Annotated in this window: 18 protein-coding genes; 12 read left to right on the top strand and 6 right to left on the bottom strand. The window is 64.5% G+C overall.

The window, feature by feature from the left end; translation table 11 throughout:
- Nucleotides 1-64: 64 nt before the first annotated feature.
- Nucleotides 65-1255, bottom strand: coding sequence for a M20 aminoacylase family protein (locus P3T23_RS10650; protein ID WP_429316113.1), 1191 nt, complete (start codon nucleotides 1253-1255; stop codon nucleotides 65-67).
- A gap of 130 nt (nucleotides 1256-1385) precedes the next feature.
- Here P3T23_RS10650 and P3T23_RS10655 point away from each other — a divergent pair, with 130 nt between their 5' ends.
- A complete protein-coding gene (locus P3T23_RS10655) occupies nucleotides 1386-2300 on the top strand; it encodes a LysR family transcriptional regulator (protein ID WP_429316114.1) in 915 nt (304 codons plus the stop codon).
- A 77-nt stretch (nucleotides 2301-2377) separates the two neighbouring features.
- Here the strand turns inward: P3T23_RS10655 and P3T23_RS10660 are convergent, their stop codons facing one another.
- On the bottom strand, nucleotides 2378-3166 hold the full coding sequence (locus tag P3T23_RS10660; RefSeq protein ID WP_429316115.1) for an alpha/beta fold hydrolase: 789 nt from the start codon (nucleotides 3164-3166) through the stop codon (nucleotides 2378-2380).
- Nucleotides 3167-3315: 149 nt separating this feature from the next.
- Between P3T23_RS10660 and P3T23_RS10665 the strand changes: the two genes are divergently transcribed.
- Nucleotides 3316-4800, top strand: coding sequence for an HD domain-containing phosphohydrolase (locus tag P3T23_RS10665; protein ID WP_429316116.1), 1485 nt, complete (start codon nucleotides 3316-3318; stop codon nucleotides 4798-4800).
- 1 nt (nucleotide 4801) lies between these two features.
- Here P3T23_RS10665 and phnN read toward each other — a convergent pair whose 3' ends face one another.
- The 3 genes from phnN to phnF are packed head-to-tail and all read right to left on the bottom strand — an operon-like array spanning nucleotide 4802 to nucleotide 6863.
- Nucleotides 4802-5359, bottom strand: coding sequence for a phosphonate metabolism protein/1,5-bisphosphokinase (PRPP-forming) PhnN (phnN, locus tag P3T23_RS10670; protein WP_429316117.1), 558 nt, complete (start codon nucleotides 5357-5359; stop codon nucleotides 4802-4804).
- Entirely contained in the window at nucleotides 5356-6108 is a 753-nt protein-coding gene (locus P3T23_RS10675; protein WP_429316118.1) for a DUF1045 domain-containing protein, read from the bottom strand. Before P3T23_RS10675 ends, phnN begins: the two co-directional genes overlap by 4 nt.
- Nucleotides 6105-6863 (bottom strand): phosphonate metabolism transcriptional regulator PhnF, encoded by a 759-nt coding sequence (gene phnF, locus P3T23_RS10680; RefSeq protein ID WP_429316119.1) that lies wholly within the window; start codon nucleotides 6861-6863, stop codon nucleotides 6105-6107. The genes P3T23_RS10675 and phnF overlap by 4 nt, the downstream gene beginning before the upstream one ends.
- A gap of 176 nt (nucleotides 6864-7039) precedes the next feature.
- Here phnF and phnG point away from each other — a divergent pair, with 176 nt between their 5' ends.
- The 9 genes from phnG to P3T23_RS10725 all read left to right on the top strand — a co-directional run bounded on the left by phnG (nucleotide 7040) and on the right by P3T23_RS10725 (nucleotide 15625).
- Complete coding sequence (gene phnG / locus P3T23_RS10685; RefSeq protein WP_429316120.1) at nucleotides 7040-7522, top strand: phosphonate C-P lyase system protein PhnG; 483 nt, start codon at nucleotides 7040-7042, stop codon at nucleotides 7520-7522.
- Nucleotides 7522-8163, top strand: a complete 642-nt coding sequence (gene phnH, locus P3T23_RS10690) for a phosphonate C-P lyase system protein PhnH (protein WP_429316121.1) — start codon at nucleotides 7522-7524, stop codon at nucleotides 8161-8163. Before phnG ends, phnH begins: the two co-directional genes overlap by 1 nt.
- Nucleotides 8163-9293, top strand: coding sequence for a carbon-phosphorus lyase complex subunit PhnI (locus tag P3T23_RS10695; protein ID WP_429316122.1), 1131 nt, complete (start codon nucleotides 8163-8165; stop codon nucleotides 9291-9293). Before phnH ends, P3T23_RS10695 begins: the two co-directional genes overlap by 1 nt.
- A complete protein-coding gene (locus P3T23_RS10700; RefSeq protein WP_429316123.1) occupies nucleotides 9290-10198 on the top strand; it encodes an alpha-D-ribose 1-methylphosphonate 5-phosphate C-P-lyase PhnJ in 909 nt (302 codons plus the stop codon). The genes P3T23_RS10695 and P3T23_RS10700 overlap by 4 nt, the downstream gene beginning before the upstream one ends.
- Nucleotides 10195-10965, top strand: a complete 771-nt coding sequence (gene phnK / locus P3T23_RS10705; protein ID WP_429316124.1) for a phosphonate C-P lyase system protein PhnK — start codon at nucleotides 10195-10197, stop codon at nucleotides 10963-10965. The genes P3T23_RS10700 and phnK overlap by 4 nt, the downstream gene beginning before the upstream one ends.
- Nucleotides 10966-10973: 8 nt before the next feature.
- Nucleotides 10974-11765: a phosphonate C-P lyase system protein PhnL gene (gene phnL, locus P3T23_RS10710; protein WP_429316125.1), complete on the top strand. Its 792-nt coding sequence runs from the start codon at nucleotides 10974-10976 to the stop codon at nucleotides 11763-11765.
- Nucleotides 11766-11768: 3 nt separating this feature from the next.
- The gene (locus P3T23_RS10715) at nucleotides 11769-12926 is read left to right on the top strand and encodes an alpha-D-ribose 1-methylphosphonate 5-triphosphate diphosphatase (protein WP_429316238.1); all 1158 of its coding nucleotides are present in this window, start codon (nucleotides 11769-11771) and stop codon (nucleotides 12924-12926) included.
- A gap of 503 nt (nucleotides 12927-13429) precedes the next feature.
- The gene (locus tag P3T23_RS10720) at nucleotides 13430-14212 is read left to right on the top strand and encodes an ABC transporter substrate-binding protein (RefSeq protein ID WP_429316126.1); all 783 of its coding nucleotides are present in this window, start codon (nucleotides 13430-13432) and stop codon (nucleotides 14210-14212) included.
- Nucleotides 14213-14503: 291 nt separating this feature from the next.
- A complete protein-coding gene (locus P3T23_RS10725; protein ID WP_429316127.1) occupies nucleotides 14504-15625 on the top strand; it encodes a M14 family metallopeptidase in 1122 nt (373 codons plus the stop codon).
- Between the two features lie 94 nt (nucleotides 15626-15719).
- On the opposite strand, the gene P3T23_RS10730 is transcribed toward P3T23_RS10725, so the two are convergent.
- The gene (locus tag P3T23_RS10730; protein ID WP_429316128.1) at nucleotides 15720-16577 is read right to left on the bottom strand and encodes a MetQ/NlpA family ABC transporter substrate-binding protein; all 858 of its coding nucleotides are present in this window, start codon (nucleotides 16575-16577) and stop codon (nucleotides 15720-15722) included.
- A gap of 245 nt (nucleotides 16578-16822) precedes the next feature.
- Here P3T23_RS10730 and P3T23_RS10735 point away from each other — a divergent pair, with 245 nt between their 5' ends.
- Nucleotides 16823-17986, top strand: a complete 1164-nt coding sequence (locus P3T23_RS10735; protein WP_429316129.1) for a porin — start codon at nucleotides 16823-16825, stop codon at nucleotides 17984-17986.
- Nucleotides 17987-18111: the final 125 nt, after the last annotated feature.

Below are 18111 nucleotides of genomic sequence, written 5' to 3' on the forward strand. Positions count from 1 at the left end.
CTTTTCCGGTTGAGCACGCGTTATCCGCGGATTCGGGCCGCCCCGGCGGCCCGCCGCACGCGCGCTACCGCTCCAGGTAGCGCTCGACGAGCCGCGTCCAGTACGCAGCGCCAATCGGCAGGTTGCGATCGTTGAAGTCGTAGTGCGGGTTGTGCACCATGCAGCCATCTTCGCCCGCACCGTTGCCGATGCGCAGGAACGTGCCCGGCCGCTGTTGCAGCATGAACGCGAAGTCTTCGCTGCCCATCAGGATGTCGGTCTGCGCGACGACCTTGTCTGCGCCCACCAGCTCGCGCGCCACTTCGATCGCGAACTCGGTCTCCGCGTCCGAATTGACCACCACCGGATAGCCCTCGATGTACTCGACGCTCGCCTTGCCGCCGTAGCTCGCGGCCTGTCCTTCCGCCAGTTCGGTAATGCGCTTTTTCAGCAACGCGCGCACTTCCGGGCTGAACGAACGCACGCTCAACTCCAGTTGCGCCGTGCTCGCGATCACATTGCTGGCTGTGCCCGCATGCATCGATCCCACAGTGACGACAGCCGGCTGCGACGGATCGACATTGCGCGCGACGATCGTCTGCAACGACATCACGATGCTCGACGCGATGACGATCGGATCGACCGTCAAGTGCGGCCGCGCGGCATGACCGCCGACGCCTTCGATCAGGATGATCGCCTTGTCGCCCGCCGACATGAATGGGCCCTTGCGAAACAGCATCACACCCGGCTCTTCGCCCGGATGGTTGTGCAGCCCAAACACTGCGTCGCACGGGAAGCGCTCGAAAAGACCGTCTTCGATCATCTTCTTCGCGCCGCTGTCGATGCCGCTTTCTTCTGCCGGCTGGAAATACAGATGCACGGTGCCCGAAAAACGGCGCGTCGCGGCGAGGTGTTGCGCCGCGCCGAGCAGCATCGTCGTGTGGCCATCGTGGCCGCATGCGTGCATCTTGCCGTGCGTGCCGCTTGCGTAGGGCAGCCCCGTCTGTTCGATGATCGGCAATGCGTCCATGTCTGCACGGATGCCGATGCTGCGCTTGCCGTCACCGACCTTCAAGGTGCCGACCACCCCCGTTTTGCCGACGTCACGCGTGACCGTCCAGCCCCATTGCTCGAGCTTGTCGGCCACGAGGGCGGCTGTGGCCACCTCTTCGTAAGCCAGCTCGGGATGGCGATGGATGTGATGACGGATCTCGCGCAGGGTCTCGACAGCGGGATCAAGGTCTTCAACTTCAGCAAAACGCGGTGCTTCACTCATCAAGGACTCCAGGTATTTCGCGCCGCTATGGTCGCGGCGAATGGTCAGCACTATATCGACGCCACTGATTTCGAATAAGATGCGATTTTTTTCACCCCGATTAACAGGCTTTATCACCGGGATTACCCTAATGAAGCTGCAGCAGTTGCAGGCGTTCGTCGCCGCCGCGAAGCACCGGAGCCTGCGGGCCGCCGCACGCGAACTGGGCGTCACGCAGCCGGCCGTCACCCACACGATACGGGAACTGGAGAGCGCATTGAATGCGGAATTGATGGTGCGCAGCGTGCGCGGCATCGAACTCACCGCGTGCGGGCTTGCGCTATTGCCGCGCGCCGAGCAGTTGCTCGGCGACATGCGGCGCACGGTTGAAGCCGTCGAACAGGTCAAGGGCGAGATGGCGGGCCGGGTGAGCGTCGGCACGATGCCGTCGATTGCGCTGACGGCGCTGCCTCAGGCGGTGTCCCGTTTCAGGCAGACGATGCCGCAGGTCAACCTGCATCTGGAAGAAGTGACCGTACCCGATGCTGTCGCCCGGCTGCGCAACGGCGCGCTCGACATTGCTGCGATCCATCACGTGCAGGCGCTCGACAGCGATCTCGCCCAGGTGCCGCTCTACTCGACGCAGTTCGTCGTGGCGATGCGCGAAGGACATCCGCTCGCCCACGCGCGGCGTCTTCACGAACTGCTCGACGCGGAGTGGATCGTAACGGTCGGCGCCGATCACTTTCCGCACAGCGTGATGCGCGCCATGTTCGACGCGCATGGCCTGCCCGTGCCGAAGCGGTTGCTGCGCGCGCCGTCGTCGTTTGCGGTGACGCTCGGGCTTGTGTCGCAGACCGACATCATCGGCTGCTTTACGCGGCCGCTGGCCGCGAGGGTCGCACCGCTGGGCATTCGCGTGGCGCAGATCGAAGAAGCGCTGCCGGATTACGACATCAGCATCATTTCGCGCCGCGACCTGCTGCCGACACCGGCCGTCACTCAGTTCGTGACCTGTCTGCAGGATGCGACGCGGGAACGGATGGCGCTGGCCGAGCCGGATTGACCAGGCCCGGCGCGCACGCGCCGGGCCTTGCTCGACCAACCGTCACTCACGCGGTCATTAAACCATCGCTCAACCAGTCACTCAGCCTTGCTTGCCGCCGCGATGATCGCCTCCGCCACCGCTTTCGGCTGGCTCACCATCGCGACATGGCTCGCGTCCACGTGCGTCACCGTCGCGCCGATCTGGCTTGCCATCGCGTCCTGAAGGCGCGGATCGATCATGTGGTCGCGGCCTGCGACGACGAACCACGACGGCTTCGAGTGCCATGCGGCGGTCGTGACCTTGTCGTCGATGCAGCCGGCGAACCATGGGCCTTGCGTCGCGGCGACGATACGGGCCTGCGCAGGCGGCAGATCCTGTGCGAACTGGTGAACCACCGCATCGGTCGACAGCGTCATGAAGCCCGCCGAGTCCTTGCGCAGTTCGCTCGCCCATGCCGGCGCCGGCTTGTCCTTGATCATGTCGTTGATCGACTGGCCGCTGTCGGGCGCAAACGCAGCCACATAGACGAGCGCCTTGACCTTGTCGTCATTGCCGGCCTGGCTGATCACCACGCCGCCCCACGAGTGTCCAACCAGCACTACGGGTCCGTTCTGCTGATCGATCACACGCTTTGTCGCGGCGGCGTCGTCAGCCAGAGAACTGAGCGGATTCTGTACCGCCACCACGTGCAGGCCGCGCGCTTCCAGCAGCGGAATGACCTTGTCCCAGCTGGAGCCGTCCGCGAACGCGCCGTGCACGAGGACGACGTTCTTGCCTTTCAGGTCTTGCGGCGGGGCCGCATGGGCTGCATGCGCCGCTTGCAGCGCAAACAGGCTGCCAAGCAGCAACGCCGACGCCAGACACTTTTTCAACAGGGTATTCATGATGGGCTTCCTCGCCGCGGTTCAGGGTGAGCGAAGCATCGCAGGCGAGTGGCGCCTCCGGTATCGGTCAAATGACCGACCCGTCGTGAAACCCTTGTCGCGTATAGTAGGCAGCGGCACCTGGCCGATCTCGGGAGACAGCGAAAATCATGCAGGCAGACGGTTCTGCGATCCGCGCGTTCGACGCCGTCAAGGCGCTCGCCTTCATCGGCGACCTCAGCATGGGGCAACCGACCGACCACTCGCTGCGCACCGCGTGGCTCGCCTTGCAACTCGCGCACGCCGCCGGCTTCGGCGTATCGACCTGCGATACGGTGCGCGAAGCGTCCCTGCTGCGATGGTCCGGCTGCACGGCGAACGCCTCGGGATTCGCCGACGCGCTCGGCGACGATATCGCGGGCCGCGAGGCGATGCTCGCGATGCGCCCCGACTGGGCCGAGCCGCTGGACGCACAAGGCGGCCCGGCCGTCGCGATCACACCGCTCGCGCAGATCCATTGCGAAGTATCCGGCGAAGTCGCGCGGATGCTGGGCCTGTCAGGTGACACCGAAGCCGCCTTGCGGCACATTTTCGAAGCCTGGGATGGCAACGGCATGCCGGACCGCCTGACCGGCGGCCTCGTGCCGCCCGCGGTGTTCGTCGTGTCGATTGCGGGCGATCTGGAGATTTTCAGCCGCGTGTACGGACTCGAACGCGCGCTGACGTTGATCGCGAGCCGCGCCGATGCACGCTATCCGGCGCAACTCACGGCATTCGCCGCGACGCACGCCGCGCAGTGGCTGCGTACCCTCGACAATGAGCAAGCCGCCGGAATCGACGATGCACTACTCACGCCACGCATGCGCGAGGCCACGTCGCCCGAATTGATCGCCGATGTGATCGACCTGAAGCTGCCGTGGATGACAGGCTACTCACGCACGGTGGCCACCACGGCCGCCGCGTGCTGCGCGCGCCTCACCGCCGACCCGCAGACGCAGGCCCGCGTCTACCGCGCCGGGCTGATACACGGGATCGGACGCGCAGCCGTGCCGAATGCCATCTGGAATTCCCCGAACCGTCTTTCTGCATCGGCATGGGAGAAGGTGCGCCTCGTGCCGTACTGGACTTCGCGTGCGGGCAGGCAGACCGGTGCGCTCGAACAGGCGGCGGAACTCGCGTCATGCGCTTATGAGCGGCTCGACGGCTCAGGTTATTTTCGCGGCACGGCGGGCCAGGCGCTCACGCGGGAGGCGCGCGTCCTGGGGGCTTCGATTGCATGGGTGGCGCTGCGCTCGCCGCGTCCGTGGCGCGCTGCATTGACGGCCGGGGACGCCGCGCAGGCATTGCGCAAGGAGGCTGACGAGAGACGCTTCGACCGTGACGTCGTTGAAGCACTCCTTGCCTCGGGGCCCGCGCCGCAGACGGCACCGCGCTATCGCCCTCAGGCGGCTCGCCTGTCGGCGCGGGAGATCGACGTGCTGCGCTCGATCAGCCGCGGCGCCAGCAACAAGGAAGCGGCACGTGAACTGGGACTCAGCCCGAGTACGGTGCGCACACACGTCGAAAGTGTGTTCCGCAAGCTCGAATGCTCGACCCGCGCGGCCGCGACGCTGAAAGCGTCGTCGATGGGTTTCCTGCAGGAAGCCCTGATGTAGCTTACCGGCGGCGCGACGCCGCGCGCCGCACGACCTCGACGAAGGCATGGCCCGCGTCTTCGAGTGCGCCGGAGTTGTCGATCACGGTAAGCGATACCCCTTCGGGCACCGTAAACGCCGCGCGGCGGGCAAGACGCTCCGCCACCTGCTCCGCCGTCTCGCGCGCACGCGCGCCGAGCCGCGCTTCGAGAATATGCGGCGCCGCTTCGACGTGAACGACCAGCGCCTGCGGATAGCGCGTCAGCGCTTGATGCAGATGCGCCCGCGAGCCGTTGACGACGACGGTACAACCGCGCGCGAGCCACGCATCGAGTTCGATGCCAATACCGTAGCGCAGCGCATGACTCGACCATTCGAGCGCAAACAGGCCGTAAGAAGACCGCGCTTCGAATTCTTCGGGCGTCAACGCGATGTGGTTCTCGCCATTGCCGGTGGGACGCGTGATATAGCGATGCGCGAACACCACCGGTTCGCCCGGCACCTTTTCGCGCGCGAAGCCGAGCAGCGAATCCTTGCCCGCGCCGGACGGCCCCATGACATAGATTAGCTGGCCGCTCATCGCGCCTCCGTCAGACCGGCCTGGAACGGCAGGCGGTGCCACAACACAAACGGAGCGCCTGGCGTGCGTTCGACGAACAGCGCCGCGCCGTCGATCGACAGCGGTCCAAGCCGCGCTGCCTCTTCGCACCAGTACGTGGCCAACGCGTCGCGGTCGTCCGCTGAGTCGAGCGAGCTGGAAAGTGTCATATGGAAACGGTATTCGTCGAACACATAAGGGTATCCCCATTCGACGAGCAAGGCGCGCTGACGTTCCGTCAATGGCGCGTCGAGACGGCGCGCGAGATCGGCGGGCTCGGGCGCCGCGCGCAGTGCAGCGAGCCTCGTCAGCGCGTCGGACGCCAGCGCGCGCATCTGCCCGTCGCCCTCGGCGTCCGCGGGCCGCAGCGCGACGAAATCGCCAAGAGGCGCGGCTTCAACCTGCAATCTGAAGCTCCGCTGCGACTGCGCCCACGCCCGTGCCAAATCGAGTGCGTCGCGCGGGCTCACGCCGTCGGCAAGACGGAACGGTGCAACCAGCGTGCCATGCCAGCCGTAGCGTTGCGGCGCGCGCGTGAGATCCGCAACAGGACGTGACAGCGTTGCCGGCTGAGGCGGTATCAACAGGGTTCCGTTTTCCGGATCGCGGCCGAGCCAGCGGCACCCCGCCTGCCACCACAACGACTCACGCGAGGGCGCGTAATAGATGGCAAAGCGCGCCTCTGCGGGCCATTCGACGGCCCACGCGTTTTTCAGCGAAGCGGTGCTCATGTGTCGTGTTCCACCATCAGTTGCACGCGGTCTGCTGCAAAATGCGTGACGCCATACTTGATCGGCGTGCCTTCGAGATCGACATCGACATTCTCGACCCACAGCACCGGCTGCTGCCGGTTGATGTTCAGGCGCCGGGCGATTTCCGCATCGGGCAACACGCTGCCAATCCGGCTCCACTTGCGCAGATAGTCGGTGACACCGAATTCCGCCATCGCTTTGGTAATGCCGCCGGTGCGTTCAAGCACGCCGGGCAGTTCGCCGAAACGCGCGGCCGGATACCAGTTGCGCGCAAACGTGAGCGGCACACCATCCGCCTCGTGCAGCGATTCGATCCGGTAGACCAGCGCGCCCGCCCGCAGACCTAGCGCTTTTGCAACGTTCGGCTCGGCCTTCACGCGCGCCGCCGACAGCATGGTGCCCGCCGCCGCGTGATGTTGCTGACGCAGGTTCTCGGTAAAGCGCGTGCGACGGCCGATCGTATAGTCGATCGCGCCGGGCTGCACGAACGTGCCGCGTCCCTGCTCGACGCTCACGAGCCCGCGCGCCGCAAGCCCGAGCATCGCGCGCCGCACGGTGTGCCGGTTCACATCGAAGCGTTTTGCCAGTTCGCCTTCGCTCGGCAGACGGCCGTCTTCGCCAAATCCGCTCGCTGCAATTTCCGCGGCCAGGGTCTGTTCGATCTGCCGCCAGACGGCGACGCCCGCGCCGCGTTCGAGCTGGGTGCCCGGCGCCGCGTTGTCGTTCGATGTCATGGTGCTGTCATTCCCTTCAGTTTCAATTACGTTCTGTGCATTGTAGTGCGCAAGCCGTGATGAAAACATGAAACGGTCGTCCGGCTTCACCCCCGCCGTAATTCTACCTCTAAACGTCTAGACGTTTAGACAAATAGATGGTCAAATGACCAGACACCGGACTCACAGGAACCTCGATGAGCGTATCTCCCGCCTCGCCTTCCCCTGCCATGCGGCGCGCGTGGATGGCGGTGCTCGCACGCACCCCGCGCGCCGAGCTCGAAGCCGCATTCAACCGCGCGCTGGACGGTATTGCAGCGCCCGCGTTCGACTGGCTGCGTCCGCCGGAAACCGGCCTTGCGATGGTGCGCGGCCGGATCGGCGGCACGGGCGACGCTTTCAATCTCGGTGAAGCGACCGTCACGCGCGCCACGCTGCGGCTGCGCGAGCCGGGGGGCAATGCGCCTGTCGGCGTGGCGTGCCATCTTGGACGCGACCGTCGCCGGGCCGAACTGGCCGCGCTTGCCGACGCGCTGCTGCAAGTGCCTGAGCAGCACCCAGGCTTGCACGCGCAACTGATCGAGCCGCTCGCCGCGCGCATCGCGGCGCAACGGACGGCACGCCAGCAGGACGCGGCGGCGACGCGCGTCGAATTCTTCACCATGGTCCGGGGCAACTGATGAACGACTCGCAGATTGCACTCTCCGCATTGACGCCGGGCTTTACCGATCCAGTCCACGACACGCAGGCCGTGTTCCGCACACTGCTCGATGCGCTGTCGCGTCCGGGCACCGTGGGCGTGGTCGTTGCCGCGCTGCCTGCGGCCAGCGGAACAGCAACATCCGGGGCAGCGGGCACGCGCTCGAATGTCGATCTCGCGGCTTTCGCCTCGCTGCTCACGCTGTGCGACTACTCGACCCCTGTCTGGCTCGCGCAGCCTGACGCAGTGCTGGGCTCATCGCTGCGCTTTCACACGGGTGCGCCGCTCGTCGCCAATGCGCACGAAGCCGCCTTCGCCTACATCCACGATGCCGATACGTTGCCTCCGCTCGCGACCTTCGCGCTCGGTGAAGCCGAAGCGCCGGAGCATTCGGCGACCTTGCTGATCCGCGTCGACGCGCTCACGGGCGGCACGCCCGTCGCATTGCGCGGCCCAGGCATCGAGCGCACCACCACCATCGCCCCGCTCGGCCTGCCGAAACGCTTCTGGGCCGAGCGCGCGGAACTCGCGCCGCTCTTTCCGTGCGGCATCGATTGCTATCTCGTCAGCGGCGACGCTTTGATCGGCCTGCCGCGCACCACGCACGTGGAGGTGAACTGATGTACGTTGCCGTCAAAGGTGGAGAACGCGCGATCGAGGCATCGTGGCGCATGCTCGACAAGGCCCGCCGCGGCGACACGCGGCTCGCCGAACTGAGCGTCGGCCAGATCCGCGAACAGTTGCGTCTTGCCGTGGCCCGCGTGATGACCGAAGGCTCGGTCTATGACGAAGAACTCGCTGCGCTGGCGATCAAGCAGGCCGCGGGCGACCTGGTCGAAGCGATCTTTCTGCTGCGCGCCTACCGCACGACGTTGCCGCGTTTCGGCTATACGCGTGCGATCGAAACCGAAGCGATGCAGGTCGAGCGCCGCATTTCCGCTACCTTCAAGGATGTGCCCGGCGGCCAGGTGCTAGGCGCGACTTACGATTACACGCAGCGTCTGCTCGATTTCGCACTGCTGGCGGAAGGACATGACGTCGACGGAATGCCGGAACATCAGGCACGAGCAAGCGTCAGCGCACCGCGGGATGAACCGGTGCCGCGCGTCGTCACGCTGCTGAACCAGGAAGGCCTGATCGAACAGGAAACGCCTTCGCCCGACGCATCGGAACCCGGCGATCTCTCGCGCGAGCCGCTGTCGTTCCCCGCCAGCCGGGCGACGCGCCTGCAAAACCTTGCGCGCGGCGACGAAGGCTTTCTGCTCGCGATGGGCTACGCGACGCAGCGCGGCTACGCGCACACACACCCGTTCGCGGGCGAGATCCGTTTCGGCTCGGTCGCAGTCGAAATGGAACTCGACGAACTGGGCTTTGCGGTGGAGATCGGCGACATCGACATCACCGAATGCCAGATGATCAACCAGTTCACCGGCAACCATGAGGTGCCGCCGACCTTCACGCAAGGCTACGGCCTCGCGTTCGGTCATTCGGAACGCAAGGCGATGGCCATGTCGCTGGTGGACCGTGCGCTGCGCGCCGAGGAACTCGGAGAAACGCTGTCTTCGCCGACCCAGGACATCGAATTCATGCTGTCGCACAGCGACAACGTCGAGGCTTCCGGCTTCGTCCAGCATCTGAAACTGCCGCACTACGTCGACTTCCAGGCGGAACTCGAACTCGTGCGACGCCTGCGCGCGCAGCACGCCGCGCGCCCGATTGACGATCAGGCTCAGGAGGAGCAGGCCGCATGAACGCGCCCGACACCCAGCAAGCCCTCGCGACGCACGACGGCGCCGCCGAAGGCTACAACTTCGCCTACCTCGACGAACAGACCAAACGCATGATCCGTCGCGCGCTCCTGAAGGCGGTCGCGGTGCCCGGCTACCAGGTGCCGTTCGCGGCCCGCGAAATGCCCCTGCCCTTCGGCTGGGGCACCGGCGGCATTCAGGTGACGGCAGCCATCATCGGCCGCAGCGATACGCTGAAAGTGATCGACCAGGGTTCCGACGAAACGACGAACGCCGTCAACATCCGCCGCTTTTTCGCGCGCACGACAGGCGTCGCCACGACGCGCCGTACGTCGGAAGCGACGATCGTGCAGACCCGCCACCGTATACCCGAAACGCCGCTGACGGACAAACAGATCCTCGTCTACCAGGTGCCGATGCCCGAGCCGCTGTACCGGCTCGAACCGCGCGTCGCCGAGGCGAAAAAGCTGCACGCACTGGCGGACTATGGCCTCATCAGCGTGAAGCTGTATGAAGACATCGTGCACCACGGCAGTATTGCGACCACCTACGACTATCCGGTGATCGTCAACGGCCGCTATCTGAGCTCGCCCTCGCCGATTCCTAAGTTCGACAATCCGAAGATGCACATGAACCCCGCGCTGCAACTGTTCGGCGCGGGCCGTGAACGGCGCATTCACGCGATCCCGCCGTACACGCCGGTCCGCAGCCTCGATTTCGACGACCATCCGTTCGAAATCCAGCGCTGGGAACACGCGTGCGCATTGTGCGGTTCGCGCGAGAGCTTCCTCGACGAAATGATCGTCGACGACGCGGGCAAACGGATGTTCGTCTGCTCCGATAGCGACTATTGCCACGACCGCCGCGCTCAGCAGGCGAACGACACGACCGAAGGAGCTTCCGCATGACGCCGCTTTTGAGCGCCCGTGCGCTCACGAAACAATACGGTGGCCGCAACGGCTGCAGGAACGTCAGCTTCGATCTGTATCCTGGCGAGGTGCTGTGCATCGTCGGCGAATCGGGTTCCGGCAAAACGACGCTGCTCAATGCGCTCGCGTTGCGCACCGAAGCCGATAGCGGCTCGCTGCACTACACCGCTTCGCATGGCGACGTCATCGATCTGCGCGCGTTGTCCGAACCGCGCCGGCGTCTTCTGATGCGCACCGAATGGGGCTTCGTGCAGCAGAATCCGCGCGATGGCCTGCGCAGCGGCGTATCGGCCGGCGCGAATATCGGCGAGCCGTTGATGGCCGTCGGCGCGCGTCACTATGGGCGGATCCGCGATACGGCAACGCAATGGATGGAGCGCGTGGAGCTCGACCCCACCCGCATCGACGAGTTTCCCGACGCATTTTCCGGCGGCATGCAGCAACGCCTGCAGATTGCGCGCAATCTGGTGACGGGGCCACGGCTCGTCTTCATGGATGAACCCACTGCCGGTCTCGACGTGTCGGTGCAGGCGCGTCTGCTCGACCTGCTGCGCACGCTGACCGGCACGCTGCATCTGTCGGTGCTGATCGTCACGCATGACATCGGCGTGGCGCGGCTGCTCGCACACCGGCTGATGGTCATGCAAGGCGGCGAAGTCGTCGAAGCGGGGCTGACGGATCAGGTGCTCGACGATCCGCAGCATCCGTACACGCAAACGCTGGTTTCCTCCGTTCTGCCGGTTTGAGGTTCACGATGCCTTCTACGTTGTCCCCCACGCTGTTTTCCGTAGAACCCGGCGCGCCGTCGCGCGCCTTCATCGACAATGCCGCGCTGATGCTGCGCGCCGAGCATGTCGGCAAGACGTTCACGCTGCATGGCCAGGGTGGCGTGCGGATCGACGCGCTGGCCAATGTGTCGCTCGAAGTCGAGCGCGGCGAATGCGTCGTGCTGGTCGGGCCGTCCGGCGCCGGCAAGAGCACGCTGTTGCGTTGCCTGTACGGCAACTACCTCGCGAGCGCCGGCACGATCGCGATTCGCGACGACGCGAGCGACGCCCGGCACCTCGCCATCACGGGCGCCGAACCGCACGACGTGCTGCGCCTGCGGCGCAGCGTCGTCGGTTACGTGAGCCAGTTTCTGCGCGTGATTCCGCGCGTGTCTACCTTGGCGCTCGTTGCTGAACCTCTGCTGTCGCGCGGCGTCGCCGAAGACGAAGCACGCAAACGCGCGGCCACGCTGCTCGCCCGGCTGAACGTTCCCGAACGATTGTGGGCGCTTGCGCCCGCGACGTTCTCCGGCGGCGAACAGCAGCGCGTGAACATCGCGCGCGGCCTGATCGCGGAGCATCCCTTGCTGCTGCTCGATGAGCCGACCGCCTCGCTCGACGTCGGGAATCGCGACGTCGTGGCGGAACTGATCATCGACGCGCGCGAACGCGGTGCGGCAATCGTCGGCATCTTTCACGACGAGGACACGCGCGCGAAAGTCGCTACACGCCGTCTCGAACTCCAGCCGCCGCTGCGTCACAAAGCGGCACTACACTAGACCATTGAAGAATCACGGAGCCTACCGATGTTGATCAGGAACGCCCGCATCGTGACGCGGAACGAAACCTTTCTCGGTGTCGTGCGGATCGTGGATGGCAAGATCCAGGACCTCGCGCCCGGCACCACGTCGGCGCGCGAAGCCGAAGACTGGGACGGCGACTATCTGCTGCCGGGTTTGATCGAGCTGCACACTGACAACCTGGAGAAGCATCTCGTGCCGCGCCCCGGCGTGCAATGGAACACCGACGCCGCGTTCGTGATTCACGACGCCCAGGTCGCGGCATCCGGCATCACGACCGTGTTCGATGCGCTCGCGATCGGCTCGCGCTCGAACGTCGGCCTGCGCGGCCGCGACACGCAGACGCAATGCGCACAGGCGCTTGCACGCTTTTCGGAGCGCAGGTTGCTGCGCGCCGAGCATTTTCTGCATCTGCGCTGCGAAATCGCCACGTCCGATGTAGTCGAAGTGTTCGACGCATTGTGCGCGCATCCGTTGTTGCGGCTCGCCTCGGTGATGGATCACACGCCGGGCCAGCGGCAATGGCACGATCGCGAGCAGTGGCGACGCTTTCAGGAACGGCACGGCAAGTGGACCGATGAGCACGCAGCCGCCGCGCTCACCGAGCTTGCCGAAGAACAGCAGCGCTACGCCGACAGGCACCGGCGCGAGATCGTCGCGCGCTGCGCCACGCTCGGCGTGCCGGTGGCGAGCCATGACGACACCCTTGTCGAACACGTCGAACAGGCGGCAGCGGAAGGCATCGTGCTCGCGGAATTCCCGACCACGCGCATCGCAGCCGAAGCCGCGCACAAACATGGCATCTCGACGATCATGGGCGCACCGAACATCGTGCGCGGCGGCTCGCACTCGGGCAATGTGTCGGCGCTCGAACTGGCGCAGGCGAATCTGCTCGACATCCTGTCGTCCGACTACGTGCCTTCGAGCCTGCTGACTGCCGCCTTCGAACTGGTCGACAAGGCCGGCTGGTCGCTGCCGCGTGCGATGTCGACGGTGTCGTCGGAGCCGGCGCGCACGGCAGGACTGCACGACCGCGGCGCGATCGAGCCCGGCCTGCGCGCCGACTTCGTGCGTGTGACGATGCACGACGCCCTCCCGGTGCCACGCGCCACGTACCGCGAAGGCCAGCGCATCGTCTAGTCAAAAGGGCCGCTGGGAACAGCGGCCCTTGGCGGGGTCACCCACGACGCGCCGACAAACACAATAGAGGGTGGCCTCGAATAAAACCCGCCCGAACCTCGTGACAGGCACGTGGCAGCCAGAATCGACGCCGGCCACGCGCCTGTCACCCTCTCGCGAGGCGAACCACGACCTGACAAACCGGCCGCGCAACCCGGTGGGCCTTTGGCGCCGGGGGGTTTCACGCCGGCCCCCATTTACCGCGAAATACTATCAATCAGCTTTCATTTACCCTCTAAAAATCTGTCCAACAAAACGCAAGCCGCCCCAACAGGCGCATGCACGTTTGCTATCCGGTGTTTCACTAGCTTCCGGATTTTTTTGTTTTGGTAAGCTTGGCGCGCGCTGCTGGCCGCCGGCCGGCAGACGAAAACCACGCCCGGTCGTAAATCGCGCCGGGCAACGCTTCGCACAGGCAAAACCTGATGCGAAGCAATTCGAACCACTCCGAGGAGTAGAACACAGTGAAAAAACTGCTAGCGGCTTTGACGGTTGCCCTGCTTGCCACCGTATCGATCGGCGCACACGCTAAAGACTGGTCGACGATCCGTTTCGGCGTCGATGCCAGCTATCCCCCGTTTGAATCGAAAGGCTCCGACGGCAAACTGGTCGGCTTCGACATCGATCTCGGCAACGAAATCTGCAAGCGCGTCGGTGCGAAGTGCGTGTGGGTGGAAAACGACTTCGACGGCATGATCCCGGCACTGAAGGCGAAGAAGTTCGACGGCGTGCTGTCGTCGATGTCGATGACGCCGCAACGTGCTGAACAGATCGCCTTCTCGGACAAGCTGTTCAACACGCCGACGCGCCTCGTCGCCAAGAAGGGCTCGAACATCCTGCCGACGGCGGAATCGCTGGCTGGCAAGTCGGTTGGCGTCGAACAGGGCACGATCCAGGAAACGTACGCGAAGACCTACTGGGAGCCGAAGGGCGCCAAGGTCGTGCCGTACCAGAACCAGGACCAGGTCTATGCCGACCTGCTGTCGGGTCGTCTGGACGCCGCCCTGCAGGATGCAGTTCAGGCTGACATCGGCTTCCTGAAGACGCCGCGTGGCGCGGGCTTCCAGTTCGTGGGCAAGGATCTGAACGATCCGAAGATCCTCGGCAACGGCGCTGGCATCGGTATGCGCAAGGAAGACACGGATCTGAAGGCGAAGGTCGACAAGGCGATCGCTGACATCATCAAGGACGGCACCTACAAGAAGCTCGAGAAGAAGTACTTCGACTTCGACGTGTACGGCGGCTGATCCAGCATGGCGCGTCTTGCGACGCGCCAGCCGGAGTTGTACTGACGGGCCCCGCATGCGGGGCCCGTTTTGTTTTCACGCGCCCGGGCCCGCGGCGCGCTTTGCTTTCCGCGCCCCGCTCGACAAAACCTCTGCCGGCAGCCAGATCGGCTAAGATCGAATGATTCGCGGTACGCGAGCCTGTATCGCCCGAACGGCGGGACAGTGAGTTTCGCTCCGCCTTTCCGCCAGTTTCACCCTGCAACCAACCAGAAAAGGTCGCCAGCCCCGGCTTGCGGCCTCTGAAGAACCATGCAAACCCAGACCCATCCGCTGATTTCCCCGACGCTCGGCACCGCGCGCAACCTGACGAGTTTCCACTACGGTTCCGGCGGAGGACAGAAAATCTACATCCAGTCGTCGCTGCATGCTGACGAACTGCCCGGCATGCTGGTGTCGTTCGCGCTGCGCCGCAAGCTGGCCGCGCTCGAAGCCGCCGGCAAGGTGCGCGGCGAGATCGTCGTCGTGCCGGTGGCGAATCCGATCGGCCTGAACCAGCACATGCACAGCCATCTGGCGGGCCGCTTCGAATCGAACAGCGGACAGAACTTCAACCGCAACTTCTACGATCTGGCCGGACTCGTGCAGCCGGTCATCGAAGGCCGTCTTACCGGCGATATCGACCGGAACCGTCAGGCCATCCGCCAGGCGATGCGCGAAGGTCTGGACGCCCAGACGCCGAAGAACGAACTGGAATCGCAGCGCCTTGCGCTGCAGAAGCTGTCATACGATGCCGACGTCGTACTGGATCTGCATTGCGACTGGGAAGCCGCGATGCACATCTATACGAACCCGGACATCTGGCCCGAGGTCGAGCCGCTCGCGCGCTATCTGGATTCGAAGGCGTCGCTGCTTGCGGTGGATTCCGTCGGTAATCCGTTCGACGAGATCCACAGCTTCATCTGGTCGGATCTGCGCAGCCGTTACGGCCAACGCTTCCCGATTCCGAACGGCTCGGTTTCCGTGACAATCGAACTGCGTGGCCAGCGGGACGTATCGCACGAACTCGCGGAGCGCGACGCCCAGGCGATCGTCGAATATCTGACGCACCGTGGCGTGATCGAGGGCACGGCCGCCGAACAGCCGCCGCTCGAATTCGCGGCCACGCCGCTTGCCGGCAACGAGCCGCTCGTCGCGCCGGTCAGCGGAGTCGTGGTGTTCCGGCCCGAGGCGCAGGTTGGAGCGTGGGTCGATGCGGGCACCGAGATCGCCGATATCGTCGATCCACTGACCGATCAGGTGGTGACCGTGAAGAACACCGTGGCCGGCGTGCTGTATGCGCGGCACTCGGCACGCTTCGCGACAGCCGGACTGGAAGTGGCGCGCGTCGCCGGTGCGAAGGCGTATCGCACGGGGGCGTTGCTGTCGACGTAAGCGCTTTTCCGCTACCCTGGAGAAAGCCCTGTTTGCCTGGAGGCAAACAGGGCTTCAACGAGAGTCGAGAGCGCGTCTTTAGCAAGCCAGCGCTTCAGAACGCCGGAATAATCGCGCCCTTGAACTGCGTATCGATGAACTTGCGCACATCGTCCGATTCATACGCCGCGACGAGTTTCTTCACCCACGGCTTGTTGCGATCCTGTTCGCGCACGGCGATCAGATTGGCATACGGGCCCTTCAGGTCTTCGATGGCGATGGCGTCCCTCGTCGGCTGAAGGCCGGCTTTGACCGCATAGTCGGTATTGATCGAGGCCGCGTCGAGGTCATCCAGCGCACGGGGCAGTTGCGCGGCATCGAGTTCGACAAGCTTGATCTTCTTCGGATTCTCAGCCACGTCGAGCGGCGTCGCGTTGACGCCGTTCACGCCGACGCCCGGCTTCAGCTTGATCACGCCGTACTTCTGCAACAGCAGCAACGCGCGATTGCCGTTCGACGGATCGTTCTGAATGCCGACCTTCGCGCCTTCCGGCAAATCCTTGAGCGACTTCACCCTCTTCGAATAGAAGCCCATCGGCGACGTGTAGGTGAGGCCGACGTTCACGATCCTGTAGCCGCGCTGCCGGATCTGGCTGTCGAGAAACGGCTGATGCTGAAAGCCGTTGGCTTCGAGATCGCCGGCATCGAGCGCTGCGTTCGGCTGCACATAATCGTTGAATTCGATCACCTTGACGGTCAGCCCTTCGCGCGCCGCCACTTTCGTGACGACCGACCAGATCTGCGCATCGGGGCCGCTCATGGTGCCGACCTTGATGACGTTGTTATCGGCGTGCGCAAACGTTGTCGTGAGCATAGCGCCCGCCGCGGCAATGGCGAGGAAAGTCTTGATGAGTGTTCTGCGTTGCACGAGGTCTCCGCGAGTCAGGTCAGTGATGGACGCGAATCGTCGCATGCTGCGCACGCGGCAATAACCAATCATTTTTCATACGCATATTCGTGCGTGCGCGCACAGCATATGTGCAGGCGGTCCGCCGGATCACCACAACGAACACGCCGAGGTGTCGCATGAATGCGACACCTCGACAAAATAGCTTACCTGTCACATTCCTTTCGTATCGCTCCCTTAAATTTGCGGCCGTCGCGCGATCTGCCAGAGAGCTGGACGCGTCGATCGCTTCCTTTTAATCGGAGAATGTTTTGAACAAGAAAGTTTTGACCACCGCTCTTCTAGCCTCGTTTGCGGGCGCCGCCCACGCTCAAAGCAGCGTCACGTTGTATGGCCTCATCGATACAGGTCTCAGCTATGTGAACCACTCGAAGAATGCATCGGGCGGCAGCGACAACCTCTTCAAGTATGACGACGGCGTATCCCAGGGCAGCCGTTGGGGCCTGCGCGGCACGGAAGATCTCGGTGGTGGTCTGAAGGCCATCTTTTTGCTCGAAAGCGGCTTTAACAGCGGCACCGGCGCAATGGGCCAGAACAGCACGCTGTTCGGCCGCCAGGCATTCGTTGGCCTGACGAAGGACGGTATCGGTTCGTTCACGATGGGTCGTCAGTACTCGTTCAACACCGACTACCTCGGTTCGAACTACTCGACCGGTGGTCAGACGGTCGCGGGCAACTACGCCTACCACATCAACGACATCGACCAGCTGACGTCGAGCCGTATCAACAACTCGGTCAAGTTCAACAGCGCGAACTTCGCCGGCTTCACGTTCGGCGCCATGTACGGCTTCTCGAACCAGGCTGGCGCGTTCGCCGGCGCGCCGGCAGTGGGCACGACGGCAGGTTCGTCGCGCGCCTACAGCTTCGGCGCGAACTATGCGATGGGTCCGTTCGGCCTCGGCGCTGCCTACACCGACATCCGCTATCCGGGCCAATCGGGCGGCGGCACACAACCGTTCACCACCAACATTTCGAACATCAATCCGGGCACCATCCGTGACCTGCGTTCGTATGGTGTCGGCGGCCGTTATCTGGTTGGACCTGCCACGCTGTGGGCGCTGTGGACGAACACCCGTCTCGAGGCGATCACGGGCGCGTCGACGACGTTCGCTGCGTATGAAGCAGGCGGCAAGTACGCGTTCACGCCGGCGCTGACGGCTGGCCTCGGCTACACCTACATGCACCTGTCGAACGCGAAGACCGGCCACTGGAACCAGGTCAATGCAAGCGTCGACTACGCGCTCAGCAAGCGGACCGACCTGTATGCACTGGCGATCTATCAGGACGCTTCGGGCTCGAACGGCGGCGTCGCGAACCAGGCACAGATCGGCTCGAGCACGAGCTACTTCAGCACGTCGGGTACGGGCTCGCAGAACCAGCTCGCATTCCGTCTCGGTATGCGTCACAAGTTCTGATCGTGGTTTGATTTCAGCGCCCGGGCTGCAAGGCTCGGGAACTGGATGATGCAGAAAACGATAAACGCCCCTGCGGGGGCGTTTATCGTTTCTGGCCGCTACCGCATTTTCCTGCGTGTCGGAAA

The sequence above is a fragment of the Paraburkholderia sp. GAS448 genome (assembly GCF_050435685.1).
Classification (GTDB): Bacteria; Pseudomonadota; Gammaproteobacteria; order Burkholderiales; family Burkholderiaceae; genus Paraburkholderia.